At 70.0% G+C, this 26,842-nt stretch carries 22 protein-coding genes; 4 read left to right on the forward strand and 18 right to left on the reverse strand.

Annotation, left to right across the window (positions count from 1 at the left end):
- Positions 1-595: 595 nt before the first annotated feature.
- From cobA to RN02_RS26790, 12 genes are all read right to left on the reverse strand, one after another.
- On the reverse strand, positions 596-1,330 hold the full coding sequence (cobA, locus tag RN02_RS26735; protein WP_043318163.1) for a uroporphyrinogen-III C-methyltransferase: 735 nt from the start codon (positions 1,328-1,330) through the stop codon (positions 596-598).
- Positions 1,331-1,341: 11 nt separating this feature from the next.
- Positions 1,342-4,050: a nitrate reductase gene (locus tag RN02_RS26740; protein ID WP_043318165.1), complete on the reverse strand. Its 2,709-nt coding sequence runs from the start codon at positions 4,048-4,050 to the stop codon at positions 1,342-1,344.
- A gap of 25 nt (positions 4,051-4,075) precedes the next feature.
- Positions 4,076-4,402, reverse strand: coding sequence for a nitrite reductase small subunit NirD (nirD, locus tag RN02_RS26745; RefSeq protein ID WP_043318167.1), 327 nt, complete (start codon positions 4,400-4,402; stop codon positions 4,076-4,078).
- A gap of 20 nt (positions 4,403-4,422) precedes the next feature.
- Positions 4,423-6,873: a nitrite reductase large subunit NirB gene (gene nirB, locus RN02_RS26750; protein ID WP_043318169.1), complete on the reverse strand. Its 2,451-nt coding sequence runs from the start codon at positions 6,871-6,873 to the stop codon at positions 4,423-4,425.
- A 252-nt stretch (positions 6,874-7,125) separates the two neighbouring features.
- The gene (locus RN02_RS26755; RefSeq protein ID WP_043318171.1) at positions 7,126-8,796 is read right to left on the reverse strand and encodes a bifunctional protein-serine/threonine kinase/phosphatase; all 1,671 of its coding nucleotides are present in this window, start codon (positions 8,794-8,796) and stop codon (positions 7,126-7,128) included.
- A 347-nt stretch (positions 8,797-9,143) separates the two neighbouring features.
- Positions 9,144-10,355 (reverse strand): nitrate/nitrite transporter, encoded by a 1,212-nt coding sequence (locus tag RN02_RS26760; protein WP_043318173.1) that lies wholly within the window; start codon positions 10,353-10,355, stop codon positions 9,144-9,146.
- Positions 10,356-10,681: 326 nt separating this feature from the next.
- Complete coding sequence (locus RN02_RS26765; protein WP_043318175.1) at positions 10,682-11,128, reverse strand: thioesterase family protein; 447 nt, start codon at positions 11,126-11,128, stop codon at positions 10,682-10,684.
- Positions 11,129-11,210: 82 nt separating this feature from the next.
- Positions 11,211-11,903, reverse strand: a complete 693-nt coding sequence (locus RN02_RS26770; protein ID WP_009618743.1) for a polysaccharide lyase family 7 protein — start codon at positions 11,901-11,903, stop codon at positions 11,211-11,213.
- A 221-nt stretch (positions 11,904-12,124) separates the two neighbouring features.
- Positions 12,125-12,703, reverse strand: a complete 579-nt coding sequence (locus tag RN02_RS26775; RefSeq protein WP_043318177.1) for an ANTAR domain-containing response regulator — start codon at positions 12,701-12,703, stop codon at positions 12,125-12,127.
- Positions 12,704-12,716: 13 nt separating this feature from the next.
- Positions 12,717-13,913 (reverse strand): CmpA/NrtA family ABC transporter substrate-binding protein, encoded by a 1,197-nt coding sequence (locus tag RN02_RS26780; RefSeq protein WP_082033900.1) that lies wholly within the window; start codon positions 13,911-13,913, stop codon positions 12,717-12,719.
- 365 nt (positions 13,914-14,278) lie between these two features.
- The gene (locus RN02_RS26785; protein WP_043318178.1) at positions 14,279-15,097 is read right to left on the reverse strand and encodes a DUF4824 family protein; all 819 of its coding nucleotides are present in this window, start codon (positions 15,095-15,097) and stop codon (positions 14,279-14,281) included.
- Positions 15,097-16,170: a DUF2157 domain-containing protein gene (locus RN02_RS26790; RefSeq protein ID WP_043318180.1), complete on the reverse strand. Its 1,074-nt coding sequence runs from the start codon at positions 16,168-16,170 to the stop codon at positions 15,097-15,099. Before RN02_RS26790 ends, RN02_RS26785 begins: the two co-directional genes overlap by 1 nt.
- Positions 16,171-16,470: 300 nt before the next feature.
- Here RN02_RS26790 and RN02_RS26795 point away from each other — a divergent pair, with 300 nt between their 5' ends.
- Both RN02_RS26795 and RN02_RS34050 read left to right on the forward strand, forming a co-directional pair.
- Positions 16,471-16,725, forward strand: coding sequence for a DUF1145 domain-containing protein (locus RN02_RS26795; protein ID WP_043318182.1), 255 nt, complete (start codon positions 16,471-16,473; stop codon positions 16,723-16,725).
- A gap of 100 nt (positions 16,726-16,825) precedes the next feature.
- Positions 16,826-16,987: a hypothetical protein gene (locus RN02_RS34050; RefSeq protein ID WP_009618749.1), complete on the forward strand. Its 162-nt coding sequence runs from the start codon at positions 16,826-16,828 to the stop codon at positions 16,985-16,987.
- A 30-nt stretch (positions 16,988-17,017) separates the two neighbouring features.
- On the opposite strand, the gene RN02_RS26800 is transcribed toward RN02_RS34050, so the two are convergent.
- Complete coding sequence (locus tag RN02_RS26800; RefSeq protein ID WP_043318184.1) at positions 17,018-17,947, reverse strand: LysR family transcriptional regulator; 930 nt, start codon at positions 17,945-17,947, stop codon at positions 17,018-17,020.
- 100 nt (positions 17,948-18,047) lie between these two features.
- Between RN02_RS26800 and RN02_RS26805 the strand changes: the two genes are divergently transcribed.
- The gene (locus tag RN02_RS26805) at positions 18,048-20,033 is read left to right on the forward strand and encodes an alkyl/aryl-sulfatase (RefSeq protein ID WP_043318186.1); all 1,986 of its coding nucleotides are present in this window, start codon (positions 18,048-18,050) and stop codon (positions 20,031-20,033) included.
- Between the two features lie 771 nt (positions 20,034-20,804).
- On the opposite strand, the gene RN02_RS26810 is transcribed toward RN02_RS26805, so the two are convergent.
- The 5 genes from RN02_RS26810 to RN02_RS26830 all read right to left on the reverse strand — a co-directional run bounded on the left by RN02_RS26810 (position 20,805) and on the right by RN02_RS26830 (position 25,816).
- Positions 20,805-21,446: an NAD(P)-dependent oxidoreductase gene (locus RN02_RS26810; RefSeq protein ID WP_043318189.1), complete on the reverse strand. Its 642-nt coding sequence runs from the start codon at positions 21,444-21,446 to the stop codon at positions 20,805-20,807.
- 108 nt (positions 21,447-21,554) lie between these two features.
- Positions 21,555-22,445, reverse strand: a complete 891-nt coding sequence (mmsB, locus tag RN02_RS26815; protein WP_043318191.1) for a 3-hydroxyisobutyrate dehydrogenase — start codon at positions 22,443-22,445, stop codon at positions 21,555-21,557.
- A 67-nt stretch (positions 22,446-22,512) separates the two neighbouring features.
- Complete coding sequence (locus tag RN02_RS26820; RefSeq protein ID WP_043318193.1) at positions 22,513-23,616, reverse strand: enoyl-CoA hydratase/isomerase family protein; 1,104 nt, start codon at positions 23,614-23,616, stop codon at positions 22,513-22,515.
- A 10-nt stretch (positions 23,617-23,626) separates the two neighbouring features.
- Positions 23,627-24,445: an enoyl-CoA hydratase gene (locus RN02_RS26825; RefSeq protein ID WP_009618757.1), complete on the reverse strand. Its 819-nt coding sequence runs from the start codon at positions 24,443-24,445 to the stop codon at positions 23,627-23,629.
- 207 nt (positions 24,446-24,652) lie between these two features.
- Positions 24,653-25,816 (reverse strand): isobutyryl-CoA dehydrogenase, encoded by a 1,164-nt coding sequence (locus RN02_RS26830; protein ID WP_009618759.1) that lies wholly within the window; start codon positions 25,814-25,816, stop codon positions 24,653-24,655.
- Positions 25,817-25,957: 141 nt separating this feature from the next.
- Between RN02_RS26830 and RN02_RS26835 the strand changes: the two genes are divergently transcribed.
- Positions 25,958-26,839, forward strand: a complete 882-nt coding sequence (locus RN02_RS26835) for an AraC family transcriptional regulator (RefSeq protein WP_043318195.1) — start codon at positions 25,958-25,960, stop codon at positions 26,837-26,839.
- The last annotated feature ends 3 nt before the right edge of the window (positions 26,840-26,842 follow it).

Below are 26,842 nucleotides of genomic sequence, written 5' to 3' on the forward strand. Positions count from 1 at the left end.
GCGTTGATGTTTCTCGTTTCGCCCCCCCGGGCGAGTCCCTTTTGTCAAACGCCACAAAAGGAACCAAAAAGGCTTGCCCCGCATACGGGCCCGATGGAGCCGGGCTACCCTCGCGAATTCCCCCGCCACGGAGGCCCGCCCCGAGGGTACGTCCCTGTAGCCCATCGGGGCTCTCGCGACATCCATGTCGCATGACCTCCTGAGCGCCGGTTTCGCTCGGCCTTCTGAAGGGGCGTTCCGGTGCGCTCGGATGTTTCTCTGGAAGTCCAAGAGCAAACGCGCTTTTGCTTTTGCTCTTCGTAGGAGCGAGCTTGCTCGCGAACCCAACCGCCCGTCACTGGGTTCCCGCGTCTGCGGGAATGACGGGGTGGGGTCAGGTGTCTCAGGATGACTCTGAACTCCCCAGCAGCTCAGGACAGCCCCCTCTCCCTTCAGGGAGAGGGCTGGGGAGAGGGCGCTCTTGAACCCAGCACCTACGCCACCGAGAAACCCCGTTCGCGAGCAAGCTCGCTCCTACAGCCCTGATGGCATCGGTGCATCGGCCAACGGCGGATAACCGCGAACGGTTATCCGCCCCACGTCTCGGAACAGTCGTTCAAGCGCTGCGCGCCAGCTCCAGCGCGGCCTCGGCGGCGACTTCGCCGATCACCAGGATGGCCGGGCTGCGCAGGCCGAAGGCGCTGGCGTCGTCCAGCATCATCCCCAGGCTGCTGCGGCATTCGCGCTGCCGGGGCAGCGAGGCGTTTTCGATCATCGCCACCGGCATGCCCCGGCGCATCCCGCCCGCCAGCAGGCCGTCGCGGACTTCCGCCAGGCGTGCCACGCCCATGTAGATCACCAGGGTGGTGCCGGACTGGGCCAGCGCCGGCCAGTTCGGTTCGCTGTCGTCCTGGGTGTGTGCGGTCACCAGAGTGACGCCACGGCTGATGCCGCGCAGGGTCAGGGGGATGCCGCAGGAGGTGGCGGCGGCCAGCCCGGCGGTGATGCCGTTGACCAGCTCGCAGGCGATGCCGCGGGCCTCCAGCCAGGCCGCTTCTTCGCCGCCACGGCCGAAGATGCACGGGTCGCCGCCTTTCAGGCGCACCACGCTGAAGCCCTGGCGGGCGTAGCGCAGCATCAGGCGCTGGATGAAATCCTGGGGCGTGGAACGGCAGCCGCCGCGCTTGCCCACGCGCACCACCCGGGCGCCGGGGCAGTGCTCCAGCAGTTGCGGGTTGACCAGGTCGTCGAGCAGCACCACCTGGGCGCCGGACAGCGCGCGCACGGCCTTCAGCGTCAGCAGCTCCGGGTCGCCGGGACCGGCGCCGACCAGCCAGACTTTTCCACTCATCTTCTCTCTCCTCAGGCGTTGGCGGCGAGGGCGCCGGCTTCGCTGGCCAGCAACCGCCGTATTTCGGGAACACAGGAACCGCATTGGCTGCCGCAGCCCAGTTCGCGCTTCAGGCCGTCCAGGTCCAGGCCGCGGACGATGCCTTCGCGCACCTGGCTCAGGCGCACGTTCCTGCAATTGCACAAGGTCTTGTCGCTGGCCTCGGCGACCTGCGCGCCGGGCGGGGCGAGCAGTTTGCGGCGCAGGTCGGCGTCGCTTTCGCCGGACAGCCACAGCGCCTTGAGCCAGTCGCTGGCGATGCCGCTGCCGGCCAGGCGCAGGCCGGCGATGCGGCCGTCTTCCAGGCGCACCCGCTTGCCCTGGACGCGGCGCGGGTCGTCGTAGGCCAGCACCGGGCCGTCGAGCAGGTCGAGCAGCGCATCGACCTGCTGCAGCCAAGCGGCGTCCGGCGCCGCGCTGGCGGCGGCGCGCACCTGCAGGGCAGGGCGCTCGCGGCCGGCCAGGGTGAAGCTGGCGTAGTCCAGGCCGTCGAACAGCGGGCGCAGGGCCTCGAAACGTTGTTGCAGGTCGCCTTCGACCAGCGCGTAGAACTGCCAGGGCAGCGTCACGGCGGCGACTTCCACTGCGGCGTGCTTGAGTTCCGGCTGCCGCGACAGCGGGTCGAAGGCCGGCAGGGTCAGGGCGTTCACCCCCAGGCCCTTGAGGAAGCGTTCGCCCCAGTGCATGGGCAGGAAGGCCTGGCCGGGCAGCAGGCCGTCGTCGGCCTGCACCGGCAGCACCAGGCTGCCGCGGCGGCTGCTCAGGCGCACCAACTGGCCGTCTTCCAGGCGCCGCCGGCGCAGTTCCGCCGGGTGCAGGCCCAGGCAGGCTTCCTCGACGTGGCCGAAGGCGCTGGCGGCGGTGCCGGTGCGCGTCATGCCGTGCCACTGGTCGCGCAGCCGGCCGGTGTTGAGGATCAGCGGGAAGCGCGCCTCGCGGCGTTCCTTCGGCGCGCGGTAGGCTTCGGCGATGAAGCGGGCGCGGCCGTTGGCGGTGGCGAAGTTGCCGTCGGCGTAGAGGCGCTTCAGGCCCTGGCTGGCGCCTTCGGGCAGCGGCCATTGCTGCGGGCCGCGCGCATCCAGCAGGGCGTAGCTGATGCCGCCCAGGTCGAGGTCGCGGCCCTGGGTGAGCGGGCGGTACTCGTCGAACAGCGCCTGGGGATGGGCGAAGTCGAACAGGCTCGGCCGGCCGGGACGCAGGCGGCGCTCCAGGCGGCGGGCGAAGTCGCAGGCGATGGACCAGTCGGTGCGGGCCTCGCCGGGGGCCGGCACGGCGCGGCGCACGTGGCTGACGCGGCGCTCGGAGTTGGTCACCGTGCCTTCCTTCTCGCCCCAACTGGCGGCCGGCAGCAGCAGGTCGGCGTAGCGGCAGGTCTCGCTGGTGGCGAAGGCTTCCTGCACCACCACGAAGGGGCAGGCTGCGAGCGCTTCGCGTACCCGCGCCTGGTCCGGCAGGGATTGCGCGGGGTTGGTGCAGGCGATCCACAGGGCCTTGATGCGCCCGTCGCGCACTGCGTCGAAAAGCTCGATGGCGGTCAGCCCGGGCTGCTCCGGCAGCGCTTCGACGCCCCAGTACCGCGCGACTTCGGCGCGGTGCGCGGCATCGCCGGCGTCGCGGTGGCCGGGCAGCAGGTTGGCCAGGCTGCCGGTCTCGCGGCCGCCCATGGCATTGGGCTGGCCGGTGAGGGAGAAGGGCCCGGCGCCGGGACGGCCGATCTGCCCGGTGGCCAGGTGCAGGTTGATCAGCGCGCTGTTCTTGGCGCTGCCGGCGCTGGACTGGTTCAGGCCCATGCACCACAGCGAGAGGAAGCTCGGCGCATGGCCGATCCACTGCGCGCAGCGTTGCAGGTCCTCCACGGCGATGCCGCAGATTTCCGCCACCGCCACCGGGCCGTAGTCGCGCACCAGGTTCTTCAGCTCGTCGAAGCCCTGGGTGTGGGCCTCGATGTAGGCGCGGTCCACCCAGCCTTCCCAGAGCAGCAGGTGGAGGATGCCGTGGAACAGCGCCACGTCGGTGCCGGGCTGGATCGCCAGGTGCAGGTCGGCCAGCTCGCAGGTGTCGGTGCGCCGCGGGTCGATGACGATCACCTTCATCTGCGGCCGCGCCGCCTTGGCCGCCTCCAGCCGGCGGAACAGCACCGGGTGGGCGTAGGCCATGTTGCTGCCGGCGATCAGCACGCAGTCGCTCTGCTCCAGGTCCTCGTAGCAGCAGGGCGGGGCGTCGGCGCCGAGGCTGCGCTTGTAGCCGACCACCGCCGAGGACATGCACAGCCGCGAGTTGCTGTCGATGTTGTTGCTGCCGACCAGGGCGCGGGCCAGCTTGTTGAAGGCGTAGTAGTCCTCGGTCAGCAGTTGCCCGGAGACGTAGAAGGCCACGCTGTCCGGGCCATGCTCGCGGATGGTTTCGGCGAACACCCCGGCGGCGTGTTCCAGGGCGCTGTCCCAGTCCACCCGGCTGCGCGCCAGTTGCTTGCCCAGGCGCAGCTCGGGATGCAGCGCGCGGGCGGCCAGGTCGCCGGTCAGGTGCAGGCTGGAACCCTTGCTGCACAGGCGCCCGAGGTTGGCCGGGTGGTCCGGGTCGCCGCGCACGCCGAGGATGCGCTCGCCGTCGTGCTCGATCAGGACGCCGCAACCCACGCCGCAATAGCAGCAGGTGCTGGCGGTGACTTGGCGTTCGCTCATGGGGCTCTCCCGTGTCGCGGCCGCCTCAGGCGCAGGCGGCCAGGTCTTTCAGGGCCAGCAGCACGCGGCCGTTCTCCACCTTCACCGGGTGGCGGTGGGCGCAGCCGACGTCCGGGGCCACGGCGTTGCCGCTGTCCAGCTCGATCTGCCAGTTGTGCAGCGGGCAGGCCACCCGCTTGCCGAAGATCAGGCCCTGGGACAGCGGCCCGCCCTTGTGCGGGCAGCGGTCGTCGAGGGCGAAGACTTCGTCGTCGGCGGTGCGGAACAGGGCGATGACGCCACGGGGCGCGGCGATCACGCGCGAGCCCAGCGGCTGGATGTCTTCCAGGGCGCAGATGTCTTGCCAGTTCATGGTGTGTTCTCCCAGGCCGGTCAGGCGCTTTCCAGTTGCACGAGCGGGATGCGTTCGAATTCCTGCTTCAGCCGTGGCTGCTCGATGCGCTGTTGCCACGGGTCCTGCTCCAGCGACAGGGCGTACTGCAGGCGCGCGTTGAGCGCCTTGCGGTTCTCCGCGTCCTCCAGCACGGCTTTCCTGATGTGCTCCATGCCCACGCGCTGCAGGTAGTGCACGGTGCGCTCCAGGTAGAAGGCTTCCTCGCGGTAGAGCTGGAGGAACGCGCCGCTGTACTCGCGCACTTCGTCGGCGCTCTTGAGCTTGACGAAGAACTCCGCCACCTCGGTCTTGATCCCGCCGTTGCCGCCGATGTACAGCTCCCAGCCGGAGTCCACGCCGATGATGCCGATGTCCTTGATGCCGGCCTCGGCGCAGTTGCGCGGGCAGCCGGAGACGGCGAGCTTGACCTTGTGCGGCGACCACATGTTGAACAGGTCGTGCTCCAGGTCGATGCCCAGCTGCGTCGAGTTCTGCGTGCCGAAGCGGCAGAACTCGCTGCCCACGCAGGTCTTCACGGTGCGGATGGACTTGCCGTAGGCGTGCCCGGAGGGCATGTCGAGGTCCTTCCAGATCGCCGGTAGGTCTTCCTTCTTCACCCCCAGCAGGTCGATGCGCTGGCCGCCGGTGACCTTGACCATGGGCACGTTGTATTTGTCGGCGACGTCGGCGATGCGCCGCAGCTCGGCCGGGTTGGTCACGCCGCCCCACATGCGCGGCACCACCGAGTAGGTGCCATCCTTCTGGATGTTGGCGTGGGCGCGTTCGTTGATCAGGCGCGACTGCGCGTCGTCCTTCGCCTCGCCCGGCCAGGTGGAGATCAGGTAGTAGTTCAGCGCCGGGCGGCAGGTGGCGCAGCCGTTGGGCGTGCTCCAGTCCATGAAGCGCATGGCCTCGGCCATGGAGGTCAGGTGGTGCTCGCGGATGGCCTTGCGCACCTGGCCGTGGTTGAGTTCGCTGCAGCCGCAGATGGCCTTCTCGCTCTTGGGCTTGACGTCCGCCGCGCCGCCCACGGTGCTGATCAGGATCTGCTCCACCAGGCCGGCGCAGGAGCCGCAGCTGCTGGCCGCCTTGGTGTGCTTCTTCACCTCGTCGACGCTGAACAGGCCGTTCTCCTGGATGGCCTTGACTATGGTGCCCTTGCACACGCCGTTGCAGCCGCACACCTCGGCGTTGTCGGGCATGCTCGCGGCGCTGCTCTGGCCCTGGTGGCCGGCGTCGCCCAGGCTGCTTTCGCCGAACATCAAGTGGTCGCGGATCTGCGCCACGTTGTGGTTCTCGCGGATCTGCCGGAAGTACCAGCCGCCGTCGGCGGTGTCGCCGTACAGGCAGGCGCCGACCAGCACGTCGTCCTTGATCACCAGCTTCTTGTAGACGCCGCCGATGGGGTCGGAGAGGGTGATGGTCTCGGTGCCTTCGCCGCCCATGAAGTCGCCGGCGGAGAACAGGTCGATGCCGGTGACCTTGAGCTTGGTCGAGACCACCGAGCCCTTGTAGCTGGCGAAGCCGAACTGGGCCAGGTGGTTGGCGCAGACCTTGGCCTGCTCGAACAGCGGCGCCACCAGGCCGTAGGCGATGCCGCGGTGGCTGGCGCACTCGCCGATGGCGTAGATGCGCGGGTCGTAGGTCTGCAGGGTGTCGTTGACCAGGATGCCGCGGTTGCAGGGGATGCCGGATTTTTCCGCCAGCTCGGTGTTGGGGCGGATGCCGGCGGCCATCACCACCAGGTCGGCGGCCACCACGTCGCCGTCCTTGAACTGCACGGCGCAGACGCGGCCGTCGCCGTTGTCCACCAGCTCGTCGGTGACGGTGTTCAGGCGGAAGCGGATGCCGCGCGCCTCCAGGGCCGATTGCAGCAGCTTGCCGGCGGTACGGTCGAGCTGGCGCTCCAGCAGCCAGTCGGCGAGGTGCACCACGGTGACGTCCATGCCGCGCTGCTTGAGGCCGTTGGCCGCTTCCAGGCCGAGCAGGCCGCCGCCGATGACCACCGCGTGGCTGTGGCTTTTCGCGGTGTCGATCATGGCCTGGGTGTCGGCGATGTCGCGGTAGCCGATCACGCCCTCCAGGCGGTTGCCCGGCACCGGCAGGATGAAGGGGTTGGAGCCGGTGGCGATCACCAGGCGGTCATACTCGGCCTCGCTGCCGTCGGCGGCGTAGACCTTGCGCAGGCGGCGGTCGAGCTTCACCACCTTGCGGTCGAGCAGCAGGCGGATGCCGTTGTCGGCGTACCAGTTGAGGTCGTTGAGGACGATGTCCTCGAAGGTCTGCTCCCCGGCCAGCACCGGCGAGAGCAGGATGCGGTTGTAGTTGGGGTGGGGCTCGGCGCCGAACACGGTGATCTCGTAGAGGTCCGGGGCGATCTTCAGCAGTTCCTCGAGGGTGCGGATGCCGGCCATGCCGTTGCCGATCAGGACGAGCTTGAGCTTCTTCATGCAAGGGCTCCTGGTATCACGGAAAACAAAAAAGGCGTCCCGCCGGTTGCCCGGCGAGGACGCCTTTGTCCAAGTCCCGATCGATCGGGAAGTGCGAGCCTCTTCGTTGAGGGACGCGCTTTTGTAGATTGTTGCCAGTGCTCTTGCAGGTGCCGTGCCAGGTCGTCGGAGCGCGGATTCAGCGGGGTTTCGCGATGCTGCCGGGGTTTTCCTGCACCGTGATGAGGCGGGCGGGTTCGAACTGGTGCGCGCTCAGTGGCGCAGCAGCCAGGCCAGCAACGCCAGGTTGAGCAGCAGCGAGGCCAGCGCCAGGGCGCGCCAGAAGCGCAGCGGCTCGCGTTCCAGCAGCGGCCGCGGGCGGCTGGCCAGGCCGGCCTGGCGTTCGCCCTGTTCCAGCTCCAGCAGGGCTTGCTCGGCGGTCTCGAAGCGTTGCGCCGGGTCGGCGGCCACGGCGCGCAGCAGCCAGGCGTCGAGCCAGGCCGGCAGGTCGGGGCGGTAGCGGCTGGCTGGCGTCGGGCTGCCGAAGCGCGGGTGCTGGAAGGCTTCGATTTCGCCGTAGGGGTAGCGTTCGCAGAGCAGGCGGTAGAGGGTGACGCCGGCGGCGTAGAGGTCCTGGCGCGGCTCCGGGGCGGCGCCCTGGAAGCTTTCCGGGGCCAGGTAGGAGGGCGTGCCGGGCAACTGGTGGGCTTCGTCGCCGGACAGGCCCGGGCAGTAGGCCAGGCCGAAGTCCAGCAGGCGCAGCTCGCCGTCCTCGCCCAGGTGCAGGTTCTCCGGCTTGACGTCGCGGTGCAGGATGTTGCGCCGGTGCAGCTGGCCGAGGGCATGCAACAGGCGTGGCGCCAGGGATTGCCATTGGGCCAGCGGCAGGGGGCCCTGACGCTGGCGTTCGGCCAGGGTCTGCCCGGGGTATTCGCGCATCACGTAGTAAAGGTGCTGGCGCTGCGGCAGGCCGTGCAGTTCGGGGAAGTGGCGGCCCTGCACGCGGCGCAGGAACCATTCCTCCAGCAGCAGGGCCTGGCTGGCCCGTGGCTCGTCGTGCAGCGCCGGCGGCAGCGTCTTCAGCAGCCAGGGGCGTTGCTGGGCGTCGCGCACGCGGTAGATCAGCGATTGCCGCGACTGCGCCAGGCGGCCCTCGACCTGCCAGCCCTCGAACATCTGGCCGTGGCGCAGTTCCGGCGGCAGCGGCCAGTGCTCCAGTTGCGCCAGGGTATCGCCCAGGCCGCTGGCGGGCAGGGCGTCGATGCGCACCAGCAGGGCGCTGGCATTGTCCTGGCTGCCGGCCAGGTGCGCGGCCTTGACCAGGGCTTCGGCGGCGCCCCGCGGTTCGCGGGCATCGGCGAGGATGCGGCGGATGCCGGCGTCGCCCAGGGTGGCCCAGACGCCGTCGCTGGCCAGCAGGAAGCTCTCGCCCTCCTGCAGCTCGCCGTCGCGGTAGTCCACCACCAGGTGCTGGTCCAGGCCCAGGGCGCGCTTGAGCACGTGCTGCATGCCCGGCTGTTCCCAGACGTGGTCCTGGGTCAGGCATTCCAGCTCGCCGTCGCGCCAGCGGTACAGGCGGCAGTCGCCGACGTGGGCGAGGGTGAAGCGCCGGCCGCGCAGGACCAGCGCGGTGAGGGTGGTGAGCAGCGGCTGGCCGCCGCCGTTGGCCTGCAGCCAGCGGTTCTGCGACAGCAGCAGGCGGTCCAGGGCCTGGGCGATGGCCCAGGTCTCCGGGGTGGCGTAGTAGTCGCTGGCCAGCGCCTGCACGGTCAGGCGCGCGGCCAGGCCGCCGTCGGCGCACTGGCTGACGCCGTCGGCCAGGGCGAACAGGTGGCCCTTGCTGGCGGCCAGGTCGGCGGGCGGGGTGACCACCCGCAGGGCATCCTGGTTCTCCGTGCGCGGGCCGGTGGCGCTGGCCTGGGCGATGGTCAGTTGCAAGGTCATGGGGGTTGTGTGCTCTTCGTAGGAGCGAGCTTGCTCGCGAAGGGGGTTGGGCTGCGGTGAATCAGGTTGACTCCGCGCCCTCACCCCAGCCCTCTCCCAGAGGGAGAGGGGGCCGTTCGGAGGGGGCTGGGGGACCGTCTTCATCCTTTCACCTCGTCATTCCCGATCCGCCTTTTCAACGGCGGATAACCGCGAACGGTTATTCGCCCTATGTTCCCGCGTTCGCGGATGAGGAGTATCAGGATGACTCCAAACTCCCCACTCGCTCAGGACAGCCCCCTCTCCCTTCAGGGAGAGGGTTGGGGAGAGGGCGCTCTTACACCCAGCACCTACGCCCCAGGAAGCCTTCAAACCCGCGCCGCAGTCACCGCAGCACTGCCCCAGGTAGTACGCCAGCGCCGCTTCACCCCATGCAGGCCGAACCAGGCCAGTACGCCGAGGGCGGCGAACAGCCACAGGCCCAGTTGGTAGTCGCCGCTGGCCTGCTTGATGGCGCCCAGGCCCGCGGTCAGGCAGAAGCCGCCGATGCCGCCGGCCATGCCGATCAGCCCGGTCATCACCCCGATGCTCTGGCGGAAGCGCTGCGGCACCAGCTGGAACACCGCGCCGTTGCCGGCGCCCAGGCTGAGCATGGCGGCCACGAACAGGCCGAGGGCGGCCACTGCGTTGGGCAGGTGGAAGCCGACCGCGGCGATGCACACCGAGGCCACCGTGTACATCGCCAGCAGGCTGCGGATGCCGCCGATGCGGTCGGCCAGGGCGCCGCCCAGCGGGCGCATCAGGCTGCCGGCGAAGACGCAGGCGGCGGTGTAGTAGCCGGCGGTGACCGGGTCCAGGCCGTACTGGTCGTGGAAGTAGCCGGGCAGGGTGGCGGCCAGGCCGAGGAAGCCGCCGAAGGTCACGCTGTAGAAGAACATGAACCACCAGCTGTCGCGGTCGCCGAGGGCCTTGAGGTAGTCGCCCAGGGATTTCGGCGCCGGCCGCTCGGGGGCGTTGCGGGCGAGCAGGGCGAATACCGCCAGGGTCAGCAACAGCGGGATCAGGGCGAAGCCGAAGACGTTCTGCCAGCCGAAGGCCGCCGCCAGCACCGGGGCGAACAGGGCGGCGAACACGGTGCCGGAATTGCCCGCGCCGGCGATGCCCATGGCCTTGCCCTGGTGCTGCGGCGGGTACCACTGCGAGGCCAGCGGCAGGGCCACGGCGAAGGAGGCGCCGGCCATGCCCAGCAGCACGCCGAACAACAGCGCCTGCTCCAGGTTGTGGATGCCCAGGCTCCAGGCGCCGGCGAGGCTGGCGATGACGATCACCTGGGCGAACAGGCCGGCGTGCCTGGGCGACCAGCGGTCGGCCAGCAGGCCCATGACGAAGCGCAGCAGCGCGCCGGAGAGGATCGGCGTTGCGACCATCAGGGCGCGCTGCTGGGTGGTCAACTGCAGGTCGGCGGCGATCTGTACGGCCAGCGGGCCGAGCAGGTACCAGACCATGAAGCTCAGGTCGAAGTAGAGGAAGGCGGCGAACAGCGTCGGCGCGTGGCCGGCTTTCCAGAAGCTGGTGTTCATGGAGGGTACCTCGTCAGCAACGGTAGAGGGGTTCGTGGCGCCGCCGTCAGCGGCGGTCGCGCGTCTCGTTCAGGTCCCGCACACCCCTGCGCCGGGGTGAAACGAAAAAGGCGCCGCTCCGCGCGCTACCCCAGGGGGCAGGTGCGGATGCGACGCCTTTGTCGTGTGAATGGGGGATCGCCGTTGATCGCCACCGCAGGTGCCACAGCAAGGGCCGGGCCAACCGCGCAGGTGGCGTGGAATCGGCTACCTGGCCGGCGAAACCGGCCCAGGGGCGAACCAGAAAGGGGCGCCGGGGCGGGCCCGGTGCCCGCCGATGGGGCGCTTCAGTCCACCCGGTTGACCGCCGGGAAGGCCGTCTTCATGGCCTCGGGCATGGGCACCACCTTGCGCTGGCGGTAGTCGAAGAACACGAAGCCGGACTTGGCCATGGCCACCAGGGTGGCGTCGGCCGGGCGGGTGATGCGGAAGATGATGTCGCCGCCGTACCTGTTGAAGTCCATCACGCCCACCTCGAACAGCAGGCGGTCGCGGGCGTGGGCCTCGGCGCGGTAGGTGGTGGCCAGGTCGGTGACGATGATGCCGACGCCGTCCGCGCCGACGCCCTCGCTGATGCCGAAGTCGAACAGGAAGCGCGCGCGGGCCTCGGAGATCATCGAGATCATGGAGTCGTTGCCCAGGTGGCGGGCGCCGTTGATGTCGGTGACGCGGACGGTCAGCTGGGTCTGGTAGCAGAACAGTTCCTCGGGGAACTGCAGGTCGAGGCGGGCCATGGGTACCTTGCGCGAAGCGGTGTAAGAAGGGGCCGATTCTAGGCCCTGGCGGCCCGCCCGGGCAGCCTGCCGGCGGGCGATTTCAGCGGTGGGCGATGTTGATGTGGTAGAAGGTCACCCGCGCGCCCTCGTCGCTGGGGCCGTAGTTGTCGGCGATGTAGGCGCCGGCCTTGAAGTACAGCAGCTGTTTCGACCAGGTGCTGCTGAGCGCCTTGCTGTAGTAGTTCTCCGCGCCGTCGGCGCTGCGCGCGCGGATGCCCAGGTTGCCCGAGGAGGTGACGCGCAGGCTGTAGGTGACGCGCTCGCCCAGCTGCACGCCGTTGAGCAGGGGCACGTTGACCACCGCGGAGTCGTCGGGGTGGTTGCGCACCAGGGCCTCGATGCGCCCGCTCTCCTGGCCGGGGATGTAGTGGTACTGCAGCTTGACCAGCGGCTCGCCGTCGTTGCTGTAGGGCGACTTGCTGTGGATCTGGCCGATGATCACCTTGTTCTTCGACGGCACCTGTTCCACCGTCAGGGTGGCGCGCAGCTCGTTGTCGGCGGCGCGGTAGTACCAGTTGTAGATGGAGCCGTCGGGCAGCGTCTCGCGCAGTTCGCTGCGCGGGAAGACGCTGTCGGAGGTGTGCGAGCCGGTGACCGGCACCCAGAAGGTCATCCGCGCGCTGTTGCGGGTGAAAAAGTGGCTCTGGTAGCCGCGGGCGATCTGCTGGGTGGTGACCTCGGTGGGCCTGGGGTCGGTGGGAACGCTGAGGTTCCAGGTACTGATGTCGAGCATGGGTGCCTCTGCTGGGCCGGCGTGCCGGCGCTGACGGGTGGGCGTCCGGGGGCCTGGCCAGGCGCGCCCACTGCGGGCTTCCGCGCAGGCGGCGGAAGCGGGTCCTGGCCCCGCCATGGCGGCGGGGCGGCGGCAGCATAGGCCGCTTCGCTCGCGGGCTGGGCCAGCAGTGGCGCTGGCGCGATGATCGCGCGGTGCCGCCGCTGGCCACTGGCCGCGGCTCAGTGGCCCAGCATCTCGTGCATCGCGATGATCTGCTCGGCGACCTGCACCAGCTTCTGCTGGCGGCTCATGGCCTGGCGGCGCATCAGGGTGTAGGCCTCTTCCTCGGGGCAGCCCTTCATCTTCATCAGCAGCCCCTTGGCCAGCTCGATGCGCTTGCGTTCCACCAGTTGCTGCTCGCGGGCCTGCAGCTGGGCGCGCAGGGCCTGGTCGCTCTCGAAGCGGGCCATGGCCACTTCGAGGATCGGCTGCAGGCGCTCGGCCTGGATGCCTTCGACGATGTAGGCGCTGACCCCGGAGCGGATGGCCTGGCGCATCACCTGGGGGTCGTGCTCGTCGGTGAACAGGACGATGGGGCGGGGCTGGTCGCGGCTCACCAGCACCACCTGTTCCAGCACGTCGCGGCCGGGCGAGGCGCTGTCGATGAGGATCACGTCCGGGTGCAGGGCCTGGACCTGCGCCGGCAGGTCGACGCTCAGGCCGGATTCGTCGAGCACTTCGAAACCGGCCTCGACCAGTGCGGCGCGCAGGCGCCCGACCTTGCTGGCGGTGTCGTTGATCAGCAGGATGCGCAGCATCTTCGCAGCTCCCTCAGGCGTCGTTCAGGGCGTGCAGGGCGAAGCCGCGGGCATAGCCGGCGGGGTCCGTGCCATCCCAGGGCTTGCCGTCGATCAGCGTCGAACTGCGCAGGCCGCGCTCGTCCACGGCGATGCCCTGGGCCTGGGCGGCTTCGCGGTACAGCGCCTGCTGCTGCACCTGCCCGGCGATGGCGAGGTAGTCCGGCTCACCGCGCAGCAGGCCCCAGCGGCGGAACTGGGTGATGAACCACAGGCCGTCGGACAGCCAGGGCTGGTTGGCCCGCCCGGCGTCGTGGAAGCGCAGCGGGTGGGCGTCCTTCCAGGCGTGGCCGAGGCCGTCCTGGTAGTGGCCGAGCAGGCGCGGCTCGATGCTCGACAGGGGCGCGTCGAGGTAGTCGCTGCCGCTGATCAGTTGGGCGGTGCCGCGCAGGTTCGCCTCGCTGGCCTCGATGAAGCGGCTGGCGTCGAGCAGGGCCATGACCAGGGCGCGGGCGGCGTTGGGGCACTCCTCGACGAAGGCGCGGGTGGCGCCGAGGACCTTTTCCGGGTGGTCCGGCCAGATGGACTGGCTGGTGGCGACGGTGAAGCCCATGCCTTCGTCGATGGCCAGGGCGCCCCAGGGCCCGCCGGCGCAGAAGCCGTCGATGCGCCCGGCGCGCAGGTGCTCGACCATCTGTGCCGGCGGCACCACCAGGGTGTCGACGTCGCGCAGCGGGTGGATGCCCAGGCTGGCCAACCAGTAGTAGAGCCACAGGGCGTGGGTGCCGGTGGGGAAGGTGTGCGCCAGGGTCAGCCGCGCGCCCTGGCCCAGGACCAGCTGGCGCAGGGCATCGGCGCTGGTCACGCCGTCGCGCTGCAGGGCGGCGGAGAGGTTGATCGCCTGGCCGTTCTGGCACAGGCCCATGAGCACCGCCATGTCGGTGGCCGGCACCCCGCCGATGCCCAGCTGCACGCCGTAGACCAGCCCGTACAGGCAGTGGGCGGCATCCAGCTGGCCGCCGAGCAGGCCGTCGCGGAGCATGGCCCAGGAGCCCTGGCGGTGCAGGTTGAGCGTCAGCCCGTAGGGCTGGGCGAAGCCCTGGGTGGCCGCGACTATCAGCGAGGCGGCGTCGCTCAGGGCCATGAAGCCCAGGTCGAGCACGCTCTTTTCTGGTGCATCGGAGCCCGCGACCCAGGCCAGTGGGTGCAGTTCGGCGGTCATGTCGGTCATCGCTACCTCGGGGCAAAAAGGCGCCGCTTCGCCCCGCGCCAGGCGGGCGGGCGAAGGAACGCCGGTGTCGGTGGACGACCCGCCGTTGGGCCGTGCCGCAGAAGCTCTAGCAAGGGCAGTGCCAGGGGCAAGGACAGCGCCAGGCGATCGCCAGGGCATAAAGAAGCCCCGCCGGACGGCGGGGCTGGGAGGCAGGGAGCAATCCTCGAGAGGCTACAACTGGCACGGGCTCCGTCGCGGATATCGGCAGGGCCTGTATTCCACCTTAGCCACCCGGCCGTGGAGCGCAATGTTCAATAGGTACTAGGCCCAAAGTCCTAGATGGCACCTGGCTACGCCTCTTCGCGGGGCGTGGCGGTGGCCGCTCAGCGCGCCTGGATCTGCTCTATCCACGGCTCCAGGCGTTGGCCGAAGGCCACCTCGGCGCCGAAGGGCTGCGGTTGCTCCTGGGCCGCGCGCTGTTCGGCGCGCGGGGCCAGGCCCTCCAGTTCGTCGTGCCAGCGCTGCGGCACGTTGAGTGCGCGCACGCCCTCGGTGCTGGCGCTGCCGCCGAGGGCCCAGGCGCGGTTGCGGTACAGCGAGATGGGCCGCACCTGGCCGTGGACGATGGCGTAGTGCTGGCGGTCCGGGTACTGCTGGCGCAGGGCCTGCAGGTCGGTGCCGGCGTCGGCCAGGAACAGCCGGCTGGCGCGCTGTTCCTCGTTGTCCAGGGCGCTGCGCTGGAAGTCGCGCTCGCTCTTCAGGTGCACGTCGTCGGGGCTGGCGGCCAGGCGTTTTTCCGCCTGGGCCAGGCGCTCGCGGGCCAGGGCCAGCTCGCGCTGGTACAGCGGGCCGTCCAGTTCCAGCACCAGCAGGGCGTCGCGGGCCTGCTGGCGGTCGAAGGCCAGGGCGCTGTCGCGGTCGACCTTGTCCGGCACCTGGAAGCCCAGCGCGTGCATGGTCTCCAGCGGGATGCGCGGGGCCCAGGCGGCATTGGCCTCGTCGCCGGGGATGCGCCACAGCAGGCGCAGGCTCACGCCGCTGTTCTCGCGGTGCCAGTCGCTGTTGCGCTGCAGTTCGCGCTCGCTGAGGCTCAGGCGGCTGTCCGGCTCGCCGCTGCGGTTCCAGGCCGCGGCGCCGAGGGCGGCGGCGTTGCTCAGCAGGATCAGGCCCAGCAGCAGGCCGTGGTTGCGGGTGATGTTCATCACAGGCGTCCTCCCAGCAGGCCGTGGGCGTTGCGCAGGTAGCGCAGGAACAGCAGGATCAGCACCGCCGCCACGCCCAGGGCGAGGAAGAACAGGTACTTGGGCAGCACCTCCCACCACCAGTCGTAGAACTTGGTGAAGAGGAAGATGACGAAGAACGCCAGCCCCGTGTTGACCACCTCCGGCCACTCGCGGCGCGCGCCCAGCCAGATGGCCGCGGCGGCGCAGACGAAGCCGAGAATCTGGTACAGCCCCTCGATGCGGTGCGGGGCGAAGGGCAGGTAGCTGCCGTTGCCCCAGTTGGCCAGCACCAGCATGGGCACGAACAGCGCCAGCAGGCCGAACACCCGGTACAGCGCGGCGAAGCCGTCGAAGCGGCGCTGCTCGAATACCAGCGGCACCAGGAACACCAGCACGGCGGCGGGGAAGAAGTTCTCCGGGCGTTCGCCCGCGTCCAGCCAGTAGACGCCGCCCCAGGTGCCGAAGCGCGCGGCGACGAAGCCCATCAGGCAGAGCAGCCCGGCGCCCAGCAGCAGCCGCGCGTCGCACAGGTAGGCCAGCAGCAGGGCGTAGGCCGCCCAGGGCAGCAGGGCGCGCTCGGACGGGGTGATGTTGAAGATCTGCCCGAGCATGCTGATGTTCAGCACCAGCGCGGCGAAGGCCAGCATGGCCGCCAGCTTGGCGAAGTAGCCGGAAGCGTCGCGGCGTTGCAGCCAGAAGGTGGCCAGCAGGGTGATCGCCGAGGCGCCGACGAGGATGCCCACCTGCACGGCTTCGCCGAACAGGCCCCAGAACTGGTAGAAGAGGAAGAACAGGCTGGCGGCCAGGGCCAGCGCGCCGAGGAAGGAGGCGATGCGCATGCCCAGGGACAGGCGGCTGTCCTGGCTGTCGCGGTCGATGTCGAACCGCTCGCGGTATTCGTCCAGCAGGCGCAGGTGGTGCGCCTGCAGGCCCTCGCGCTGGGCCGCGTCCAGGCTCAGCGCGCCTTCCTCGCCCAGGCGCTGCAACTCGCGGGTGAAGGCGTGGATGTCATCGACGCGCTGCTGGGCGTCGTGATGGCTGAGCGTGGGCATGGCGCACCTCGTAGGAGCAACTGTCTTGCCGACTGCACCGGATCGCTCTGCGTAGGATGGGTTGAGCGAAGCGATACCCATCATCACGGCAGCATGGGTTTCGCAGGCTCAACCCATCCTACGAGTGCGTGCATCCGGTGGAGTAGGGGTAGTCATCTTTCCACTCTAGCGACTCCCGCGGCGGCTCTCCACTGCGGCGCTCGGCCGTGGCCGGGCCGGGTGCGCCAGTCGAAAGTCGGTGTCGGCCGGCGCGCGGCCCGCGGCAGACTGCGCGGACCATCCACCCCATCGGAGTCGCCCATGTCGCACCTGCTGTCCTTCGCCAAGGGCGCGCTGGCCATGTTCTGGCTGGCCGCCGCGGTCAACCTGCTGTACCCGTTCGGCGAGCTGTACCGCCCGCTGCTGTCGCTCTCGGTCGTGCTGCTGGCGGTGCACGCCGGCGAGGTGCTGCTGCTGGGCCGGCGCCTGAAGGCGCGCCGGCAACCCTGGCTGGAGCGCCTGCAGGTACTGTTCTTCGGCGTGCTGCACCTGCCCGCGCTGCGGGTAAATCCGTGATTTACATAAGCTTTACCCTGTAGCCGGGCACCGCCGCCGGGGCGCCGGGTCTGATCCTACAAGCCGCTGATTCGAAGCGGATGCCGATCAGGAGTTAGCCATGCGTCGCCTTCTCGTTGCCCTGCTGTTGTTCCTGCCGCTGTCCGGCTGCGTGGTCTACGAACACGACCACGGCGGCTGGCGCGGCGGCCATCGCTACTACGCGCCTCCGCCGCCGCCGGTGCGCTACGCCCCGGCCCCCGGCTACTACTGGCATCGCTGATGCCCCTGCTGACGGCACCTTCGGGTGCCGTCAGTCGTTCTGCGCCGGGCCTTCGATGGGCTGGCCGTCGACCTGCAGCAACAGCTCGACGAACGCCTGCGCCGCCGGCGACAGGCTGCGGCTGGCGTGGCGCACCAGGCCGTAGGCCGAGCCGCGTAGCGCGGCGTCGCCGGCCTGGCGCGGCCAGGGCAGGGTGGCCAGGCGCCCGGCGGCAACGTCGGCGGCCACCACGTCGGCCACCGCCAGGCACAGCACGTCGCTGCCGCGCACCAGTTCCTTGAGCATCAGCACGTCATCGCACTGCACGTCCAGCGGCTGCTCGCGGCCCAGGCTGCGGGCCAGGCGCTGGTGGGCGTCGCGCGGCAGGCGCGGGCCGGCCAGCGGGTAGTCGCGCAGGTCGTCGATGGCCAGGCGCCCGCGCGCCAGCAGCGGGTGGCCGGGGCGGCAGAACAGCAGGCTGTCGTGCTCGCGCAGCGGCTGGATGTCCAGGCGCGGGTCGCCCTGCAGTTCGCGGCAGTCGGCGACGAACAGTTCCAACTCGTCGTCCAGCAGGCGCCGGTGCAGCAGCTGCCAGTTCTCGATGGCCAGCGCCACGCTGACCCGCGGGAGGGCCCGGCTGAAGGCCGCGAGGGTCTGCGGCAGCAGGCGCGCAGCGGGGAAGGGGCCGGCGCCCAGGCGCAGTTCGCCGGCCTCCAGGTTGCCCAGCTGGCTCACCGCGTTGTCCAGCGCGCGGCTGCCGGCCAGCAGGCGGCGGGCGTGTTCCAGCACCAGCCGGCCGTGGGCTGTCAGGCTGATGCCGCGCGGGTTGCGGTCCAGCAGGCGGCAGTCGAGCTGGCTTTCCAGGGCCTGGATGCTGCGCGAGAGCGCCGGCTGGCTGAGGTTCACCGCTTCGGCGGCGCGGGCGAAGTGGCCGTGTTCGGCGAGGGCGACGAAATGGCGGAGCTGGCGCAGGTCGGTCATGCTTGGCTTGCATCAGTATTGGCAAAGGAATGCATTGGAATTATTGCCATGCCTGCGGGCATAGTGCCAGGCATTCCCATAACAAGAACCGGAGTTTTCCATGCTGCGCCTTTCCGCCGCCGTCCTGCTGGCCGGCCTGTCGCCCGTGCTGCTCGCCGCCGACGACCCCGCCGATGCGCCCAAGCCGCCCAGCGCCTTCACCGTGGCCCTGCAGCAGAAGGTGCGCGAGGCGCTGCCGTTCAACGACCGCGCCGACTTCGCGCGGGTCGAGCAGGGCCTGATCAAGCGCCCGGAGCAGCTGGTGATCCGCAACGACGACGGCAGCGTGGCCTGGCAACTGGGCGGCTTCGGCTTCCTCGATGCCGGCCAGGACATCGACAGCATCAACCCCAGCCTGCAGCGCCAGGCCCTGCTCAACCTCAAGTACGGGCTGTACAAGGTCGCCGACGGCATCTACCAGGTGCGCGGCTTCGACCTGGCCAACATCACCTTCGTCCAGGGCGACAGCGGCTGGATCATCATCGACACCCTGACCACCCCGGCCACTTCCAAGGCTGCCTACGCCCTAGTCAGCCAGGAACTGGGGCAGAGGCCGATCAAGGCGATCATCTACAGCCACGCCCACGTCGACCATTTCGGCGGGGTGAAGGGCCTGGTGAGCCAGGAACAGGTGGACAAGGGCGAGGTGCAGATCATCGCGCCCAAGGGCTTCATGGAGTCGGCGATCAAGGAGAACGTGCTGGCCGGCAATGCCATGCTGCGCCGCGCCACCTACCAGTACGGCACCGAGCTGCCCCAGGGCCCGCGCGGGCTGGTGGACATGGCCATCGGCAAGGCCGTCGCCCACGGGCCCATGAGCCTGATCGCGCCGACCCGCACCATCGACAAGCCCGACGAGCAGCTGCGCATCGACGGCGTCGACTTCGCCTTCCAGAACACCCCCGGCACCGAGTCGCCTTCGGAGATGAACGTCTGGCTGCCGAAGCAGAAGGCGCTGCTGATGGCCGAGAACGTCACCGGCACCCTGCACAACCTCTACACCCTGCGCGGCGCCGAGACCCGCGACGCGCTGGGCTGGAGCAAGTACATCAACGAGGCGCTGCACCGCTACGGCAACCAGGCCGAGGTGATGTTCGCCGTGCACAACTGGCCGCGCTGGGGGCATGAGGACATCGTCCGCACCCTGGAGAAGCAGCGCGACCTCTACGGCTACCTCAACGACCAGAGCCTGCACCTGGCCAACCAGGGCGTGACCATCAACCAGATCCATGAGCGCTTCCAGCTGCCGCCGGAGCTGGCCAACGAGTGGTACAACCGCGGCTACCACGGCTCGGTCAGCCACAACGTGCGCGCGGTGGTGAACAAGTACCTGGGCTATTACGACGGCAACCCGGCCACCTTGAACCCGCTGGCGCCGGAGGATTCGGCGAAGAAGTACGTGGAATTCATGGGCGGCGCCGAGCACGTGCTGCAGATGGCGCAGAAGTCCTTCGACCAGGGCGAGTACCGCTGGGTGGTGGAGGTGGTCAACAAGCTGGTCTTCGCCGAGCCGGATAACCAGGCCGCCCGCCGCCTGCAGGCCGACGCCCTGGAGCAGCTGGGCTACCAGGCGGAGAACGCCGGCTGGCGCAACAGCTACCTGGCCGCGGCGGACGAACTGCGCCACGGCGTGCCGCGCGACCTGCCGTCGCTGAAGACCTCCAGCGCCGACGCCCTGGCCGCGATGGACACCGGCCTGCTGTTCGACTACCTGGGCGTGCGCCTGAACGCCGGCAAGGCCGAGGGCGAGGACTTCGCCATCAACCTGGTGTTGCCGGACATCGGCCAGGAGTACCTGCTGGAGCTGAAGAACTCGCACCTGAACAACATCCGCGGCGTGCACAGCGAAGACGCCGGGCAGACGGTGACCATCGACCGCGCCGACCTCAACCGCCTGCTGCTCAAGGAGGCCAACCCGGTGGTGCTGATCGCCCAGGGCAAGCTGAAGAGTTCGGGCAACCCGCTGTTGCTGGCCAAGCTGTTCGGGATGCTGGATGACTTCGAGTTCTGGTTCGATATCGCCACGCCGGGGAAGCGCGAGGGGTGATGCGGGAAGACGTACCCTCGTAGGATGGGTTGAGCGAAGCGATACCCATCACCAGGGTCCGATGGGTATCGCAAGCTCAACCCATCCTACGCAGAGCATCGCGGCGCAGGCGGCGGGCCAGTTGTTCACTCCCGGAAGAGCGCCCTCTCCCCAGCCCTCTCCCGCAAGCGGGAGAGGGGGCCGTTCGGAGCGGGGGATAGTTCAGCGTCAGCCGGCGAGTTCGCAGGGCGGATAACCGTTCGCGGTTATCCGCCGCATTTCGGCGCCCCTACAAGCACGGCATTCCCCGTAGGAGCGGACCTTGTCCGCGATGGCCGGAACCACCGGCGCGATTCGCGGATAAGATCCGCACCTACGCCGCCCCACACCGCGGTATTCCCCTGTAGGAGCGCGCCCTGCGCGCGAAATCGCGGGCAGGGCCCGCTTACAGTTTGCTGGGAGGCATGGCGTTCTCGCCCGTAGGACCTTGTCCGCGATGGCCGGAACCACCGGCGCGATTCGCGGATAAGATCCGCTCCTACGCCGCCCCACCCGCGGTGTTCCCCTGTAGGAGCGCGCCCTGCGCGCGATATCGCGGGCAGGGCCCGCTCCTACAGGTTGTCGGGAAGCACGGTATTCCTCCCCCCGGAGCGGACCTTGTCCGCGATGGCCGGAACCACCGGCGCGGTTCGCGGATAAGATCCGCTCCTACGCCGCCCCACCCGCGGTGTTCCCCTGTAGGAGCGCGCCCTGCGCGCGAAATCGCGGGCAGGGCCCGCTACGGTGTTCCGCTCAATAGGCCACGGTGAAGCGCTGGCGGTGGTGGGCGGGGCGTTCCGCTTCGTCGAGCATGGCCACGGCCAGGTCGGGGAGGGAGATGCGGCTTTCGCCTTTGGCGTCGAACAGCACCTGGTCGCCGCCGATGCGGAAGCTGCCGGTGCGCTGTTCGCCTTCCAAGAGCATGGCCGGGCTGAGGAAGGCCCAGTCCAGGGCCTTTTCGCCGCGCAGCTGGTCGAGGGCGTCGGCGGCGCCCAGGGCGCCCTGTTTCCAGGCTTCCGGGAACTCCGGGCTGTCCACCAGGCGCTGGCCGGGGGCGATTTCCAGGCTGCCGGCGCCGCCGAGCACCAGCAGGCGCTTCACCCCGGCGGCCTTGGCGCCGTCGAGGATGGCCTGGCTGCCGCGGGCGTGGGCGGCGCGGATGTCCGGGTTGCCCCAGCCGGCGTTGAAGGCGCTGATGACCACGTCATGGCCGGCCACCGCCTTGGCCACCTGCGCGGCGTCGTAGACGTCGGCGCGCACGACGGTGAGGCCGGCGCGGTCGGCCAGCTTGGCCGGGTCACGGACCAGCGCCGTCACCAGCAGGCCGCGGCGCAGGGCTTCTTCCAGGAAATAATGGCCGACATGGCCGGTGGCACCGATCAGGGCGATTTTCATCGTAAAGCTCCAGGGCAAAGGCCGTAGCACGGCGGAATGGCGCCCATGATCGGCCACGCCCGGCGCGGGAAAAACCGGCCGGGTCGCCATGCACTCGTAAGCTGTGCTTCACAATCCCTGGTCGAACAGCTTCTGCACCACCGAGAAGTCCTTGTCGCCGAAGCCCTGCTTGAGCAGCAGGCGGTAGAGGCTGGTGGCCAGGCTGCCCAGCGGCGTGGCGTTGCCGGTGAGCTGCGCGGCCTCCTGGGCCAGGCCGAGGTCCTTGGCCATCAGCGCGCTGAGGAAGCCGCCCTCGTAGCCGCGCGAGGCCGGGGCGTTTTCCATCACCCCGGGCCAGGGGTTGTAGACCTCCAGCGCCCAGTTGCCGCCGGAGCTGCGCCGCATGATCTCGGACAACACGACCGGGTCCAGGCCGTTGGCCACGCCCAGGGCCAGGGATTCGGCGGTGCCGATCATGAGGATGGCCAGCAACTGGTTGTTGCACACCTTGGCCACCTGGCCGGCGCCGTCGCTGCCGGCGTGGAAGATGTTGCGGCCCATGGCGGAGAAGATCGGCTTGGCCTTCTCCAGCACCTGGGCGTCGCCGCCGACCATGAAGGTGAGGGTGCCGGCGACGGCGCCGCCGACGCCGCCGGAGACCGGCGCGTCGAGCATGGGAATCCGGCGTTCAGCCGCCGCATGATGGACCTTGCGCGCCGAGGCCGGGGCGATGGTGGAGCATTCCAGCACCAGGGTGCCGGGGGCGATGTGCTGCAGCAGGCCCTGCTCGCCGAGGTAGAGCCCCTCGACGTGCTGGCTGGCCGGCAGCATGGTGATCACCACGTCGACGCCGTCCACCGCGTCGTGGGCGCTGCGCGCGGCGCTGGCGCCCAGCGGCACCAGGCTGTCGACGGCGCTCTGCACCAGGTCGAAGACCCGCAGCAGGTAACCGGCCTTGAGCAGGTTGGCGGCCATGGGCGCGCCCATGTGGCCGAGGCCGATGGAGGCTATCTGTTTCATCCGCGTTCTCCTCTGGTTGCCAGGGGTGAACGCCACGAAGCACGTCTTTCACGGGGAGGGGGCGGGGCTACAGGTCCGCCAGCGGGTGCGCGCCCTCCCAGGTCGCCTCGAAATGCGCGTCCACCACTGCCTCAGGTATGGCAGCGATCCGTGGCCAGTGCCAGTGCGGCGTGTTGTCCTTGTCGATCAGCCGGGCGCGCACGCCCTCCGGGAATTCCGGGTGGCGGCAGCAGTTCAGGCTCATGGCGTATTCCATGCGGAACACCTCGGCGAGCGACGAATGGCGCGCGCGGCGGATCTGCTCCCAGACCAGCCGGGCGGTCAGCGGGCAGCCGCTGGCCAGGGTTCGCGCGGCCTTGGCCAGCAGCGGGTCGGCGTCGTTCTGCAGGGCGGCCAGGGCCTGCCAGGCGTCGTTGGCGTCGGCCACGTCGAGCAGCTGGTCCAGGCGCTCGCGGCGCGGCAGCAGCTGGGCCTCGGGCAGTTCGCCGCGGGCCTCGTGCTCCAGGGCGCGGAGCAGGCTGTGCAGCTGCACCTCGGGCTGTTCGCGCCAGTTCAGCTGGATTAGCCCGGTGATCAGGTCCTCCTGCTGGTTGTCCAGCAGGAAGCGGTCGGCCAGGTCCAGGTCCAGCGCGTCGCGGGCGTTCATCTGGGTGGCGCCCAGGCCCAGGAACAGGCCCAGGCGCCCCGGCAGGCGGGCGAGGAACCAGCTGGCGCCGACGTCCGGGTACAGGCCGATGCTCACCTCCGGCATGGCCAGGCGGCTGGATGGGGTGACGATGCGCACCCCGGCGCCCTGCATCAGGCCCATGCCGCCGCCCATGACGTAGCCGTGGGCCCAGCACAGCAGCGGCTTGCCGTAGCTGTGGATGAGGTGGTCGAGGCGGTATTCGTCGGCGAAGAAGCGCCGCGCCAGTTCCGGCACCTCGCCGGGGTGTTCGCGGCAGGCGTCGACCAGCTTGCGCACGTCGCCGCCGGCGCAGAAGGCCTTGGTGCCGGCGCCGCGCAGCAGCACGCAGGCGATGTGCGGGTCGTCGCGCCAGATCTGCAGGCGCTGCAGCAGCGCCTCGATCATCGGCAGGCTGAGGGCGTTGAGGCTCTTTTCCGCATCCAGGGTCGCTATGCCGATGCGGAAGCCGTGCAGGCCGTGGCGTTCCTCGAAAAGTACATTCATCGGGTCATCCTTACTTGTTGCGCCAGTTCGGTTCGCGTTTCTCCAGGAAGGCGTTGACGCCCTCGCGGGTGTCGTCGGCGTCGAACAGGTCGACGAAGCGCTCGCGCTCCTCCGGCAGCCAGGTGTTCGGGCCGCGCTCGCGGGCGCCCTGGATCAGCGGCTTGATGGTGCGCACCGCCACCGGGCTCTGCCGCGCCACCTTGGCCGCCAGCAGCAGGGCGGTGCCGCGGGCCTCGCCGCTGTCCACCACCTGCTCGACCAGGCCGATGCGCTGGGCGGTCTCGGCGTCCACCCGCTCGCCGCAGAGGATCATGCGCTTGGCCCAGCCTTCGCCGACCAGCCAGGCCAGCGCCTGGGTGCCGCCGGCGCACGGCAGCAGGCCCACCGCGGCCTCGGGCAGGGCCATTTGCGCATGGCGCTCGGCGATGCGGATGTCGCAGGCCAGGGCGCATTCCAGGCCGCCGCCCATGGCGTAGCCGTTGATCGCGGCGATGGACACGCCGCGGAAGTCGCGCAGGGCCTCGAAGGCCTCGCCGAAGCGCCGGGCCATTTCGCGGGCGCGGGCCTTGTCGCCGTCGGCGAACATGTTCAGGTCGGCGCCGGCGGAGAAGAACTTCGGCCCCTGGCCGGTGATCACCAGGGCGTAGATGTCGTCGTCGCGGTTGAGGTGCTCGATGAGCTGGCGTAGGCCGATCAGCGAATCGCGGTCCCAGGTGTTGGCCGGCGGGTGGTTGATGGTGACCAGCGCGGTGTGGCCGTGCTTCTCCACGGTGAGCTTGTGGGTCAGGTCGAAGTGGCCGGGCTTGTAGGGTTCGACGGCGGTGCTCATGGGGTTCTCCTTGGCAGGGCGCGGGCCGGGGCTGGCGCCGGGGTATGCGGGGACTCTAGGGGGCCCGGGCCTGGGCGTCCATGTCCGTTGCGTTCGGATTGGACCGCCCGGGCGGGCGTTTTTTCCATCTTTCTGCGCGGTGCTTTTCGTGGCATGGGTATCGCTTCGCTCAACCCATCCTACGGGCGAGGGCCGGGTGCGGGGCGGTTACAGCAGGCGGTCGAGCATGCCGCCCTGGTCGAGCAGCCGGCGCGCGACTATCACCCGCATGATCTCGTTGGTGCCTTCGAGGATCTGGTGCACGCGGCTGTCGCGCACCCAGCGCTCCAGCGGGTAGTCGTTGAGGTAGCCGTAGCCGCCGTGCAGTTGCAGGGCCTCGTTGCACAGGGCGAAGCAGCGGTCGGTGGCGAAGCGCTTGGCCATGGCGCAGTACAGCGTCGCCTCGGCGTCCTTGTGGTCCAGCTTGTGCGCGGCCAGGCGCACCATCTGGCGGCTGGCGGTGAGGTCGGTGAGCATGTCGGCCAGCTTGAACTGCAGGGCCTGGAACTCGGCCAGGGCCTTGCCGAACTGCTTGCGTTCCTCGACGTAGCGCAGCGACTGCTCCAGCGCTGCCTGGGCCGCGCCCAGGGAGCAGCTGGCGATGTTCAGGCGGCCGCCGTCCAGGCCCTTCATGGCGTAGACGAAGCCCTGGCCTTCCGGGCCGATGCGGTTGCCCGCCGGGATGCGCACGCCCTCGAAGGTGATGGTGCGGGTGGGCTGGGCCTTCCAGCCCATCTTGTCCTCGTTGCGGCCGTAGCGGATGCCTTCGGCGTTGGCCGGCACCAGGAAGCAGGAGATGCCCTTGGCGCCGTCCGCGCCGGTGCGCGCCATGACGATCAGCACGTCGGTGCTGCCGGCGCCGGAGATGAAGGTCTTGGCGCCGTCCAGCACGTACTCCTCGCCGTCGCGGCGGGCGCGGGTGCGCAGGTGCGCGGCGTCGGAGCCGGCGTCCGGCTCGGTGAGGCAGTAGGAGGCCAGCGACTCGCCGCCGATTAGCCCGGGCAGCCACTGCGCCTTGAGCGCGGCGTCGCCGAAGCTGGCGAGCATCCAGGCGGCCATGTTGTGGATGGTGATGTAGGCGGTGGTGGCCACGCAGCCGGCGGCCAGTTGTTCGAAGATCAGCGACGCGGACAGCCGCGACAGGCCGAGGCCGCCGTCTTCCTCGGCGATGTAGAGGCCGAGGTAGCCCTGCTCGGCGGCGCGGCGGATGACGTCGACCGGGAAGTGGTGCTCGCGGTCCCAGTCCGCGGCGTGCGGCGCCAGTTCGTGGCGGGCGAAGGCTTTGGCGCTTTCCACCAGCAGGCGCTGTTCTTCGCTGAGATCGAATTCCATGGAGCTTCCTCGGTTTGTTCTTGTGAAGTGGGACAGCCTGCCACGGTTATAGCGCGAGGCGGGCACCGCTGTGGATTGACGATCTTGCCTCGGGGATGGACGATCTTGGCATTGGATCGACTTCCCAGGGTATTCATCCGCATGTCCGGCAGCCCGCTTCTCTCGGCCTGGCCCCTGCCGCAGCAGGGCGTCCGCTTCATCACCCCGCCACGCCTGCGCCGCGCCCTGGCGCGGCACCCGCTGGGCCAGGCCTGCTACCCGCTGGCGCTGGGCTATTACCCGGCCGCCGCCGGGCACCGCATGGAGCGCCAGGCGCCGGACGACCACCTGCTGATCTACTGCAGCGCCGGGGAGGGCTGGCTGAGCTGCGCGGATGGACGATTCGAGGTGCTGGCCGGCGACCTGCTGGTGCTGCCCAAGGGCCTGGCCCATGCCTATGGCGCGGCGCCCGGGCGGCCCTGGTCGATCTACTGGGTGCACCTGGACGGCGCCCTGGCCGAGGAGTTCCTGCGCCCGCTGGGCTCCTCGCCGCGCCTGCGGGTGGGTGTGCAGCCGCGCCTGCGCGGGGAGTTCGACGCGCTGCTGGCGCTGCGCCGCCAGGGCCTGAGCCTGCCGCACTTCATCCACGCCGCGCATTTGCTGCAGGCCCTGCTCACCTCCCTGGCGCTGCGCCCGGTGCGCGCCCAGCTGAAGTCCGGCGCGGTGCTGGACATCGAGGCGGTGCAGGCGCTGATGCGCGAGCACCTGGACAGCAGCCTCAACCTCGACGAGCTGGCCGCGCAGTTCCGCCTGTCGCGCTTCCACTTCGCCAAGACCTACCGCGCCCTGACCGGCCGGGCGCCGATCCAGGACTTCATCCGGCTGAAGATGACCCACGCCTGCCGCCTGCTCGACCAGGGCCACCTGGAGGTGCGCCAGGTGGCCGAGCAGCTCGGCTATGCCGATGCCTATTACTTCTCGCGGCTGTTCAAGCGGGTGGTGGGGATGGCGCCCAGCCACTACCGGGCGCTGCACCAGGGCTGAGGC

It is taken from the genome of Pseudomonas sp. PI1 (genome assembly GCF_000812405.1).
GTDB lineage: Bacteria > Pseudomonadota > Gammaproteobacteria > Pseudomonadales > Pseudomonadaceae > Pseudomonas > Pseudomonas citronellolis.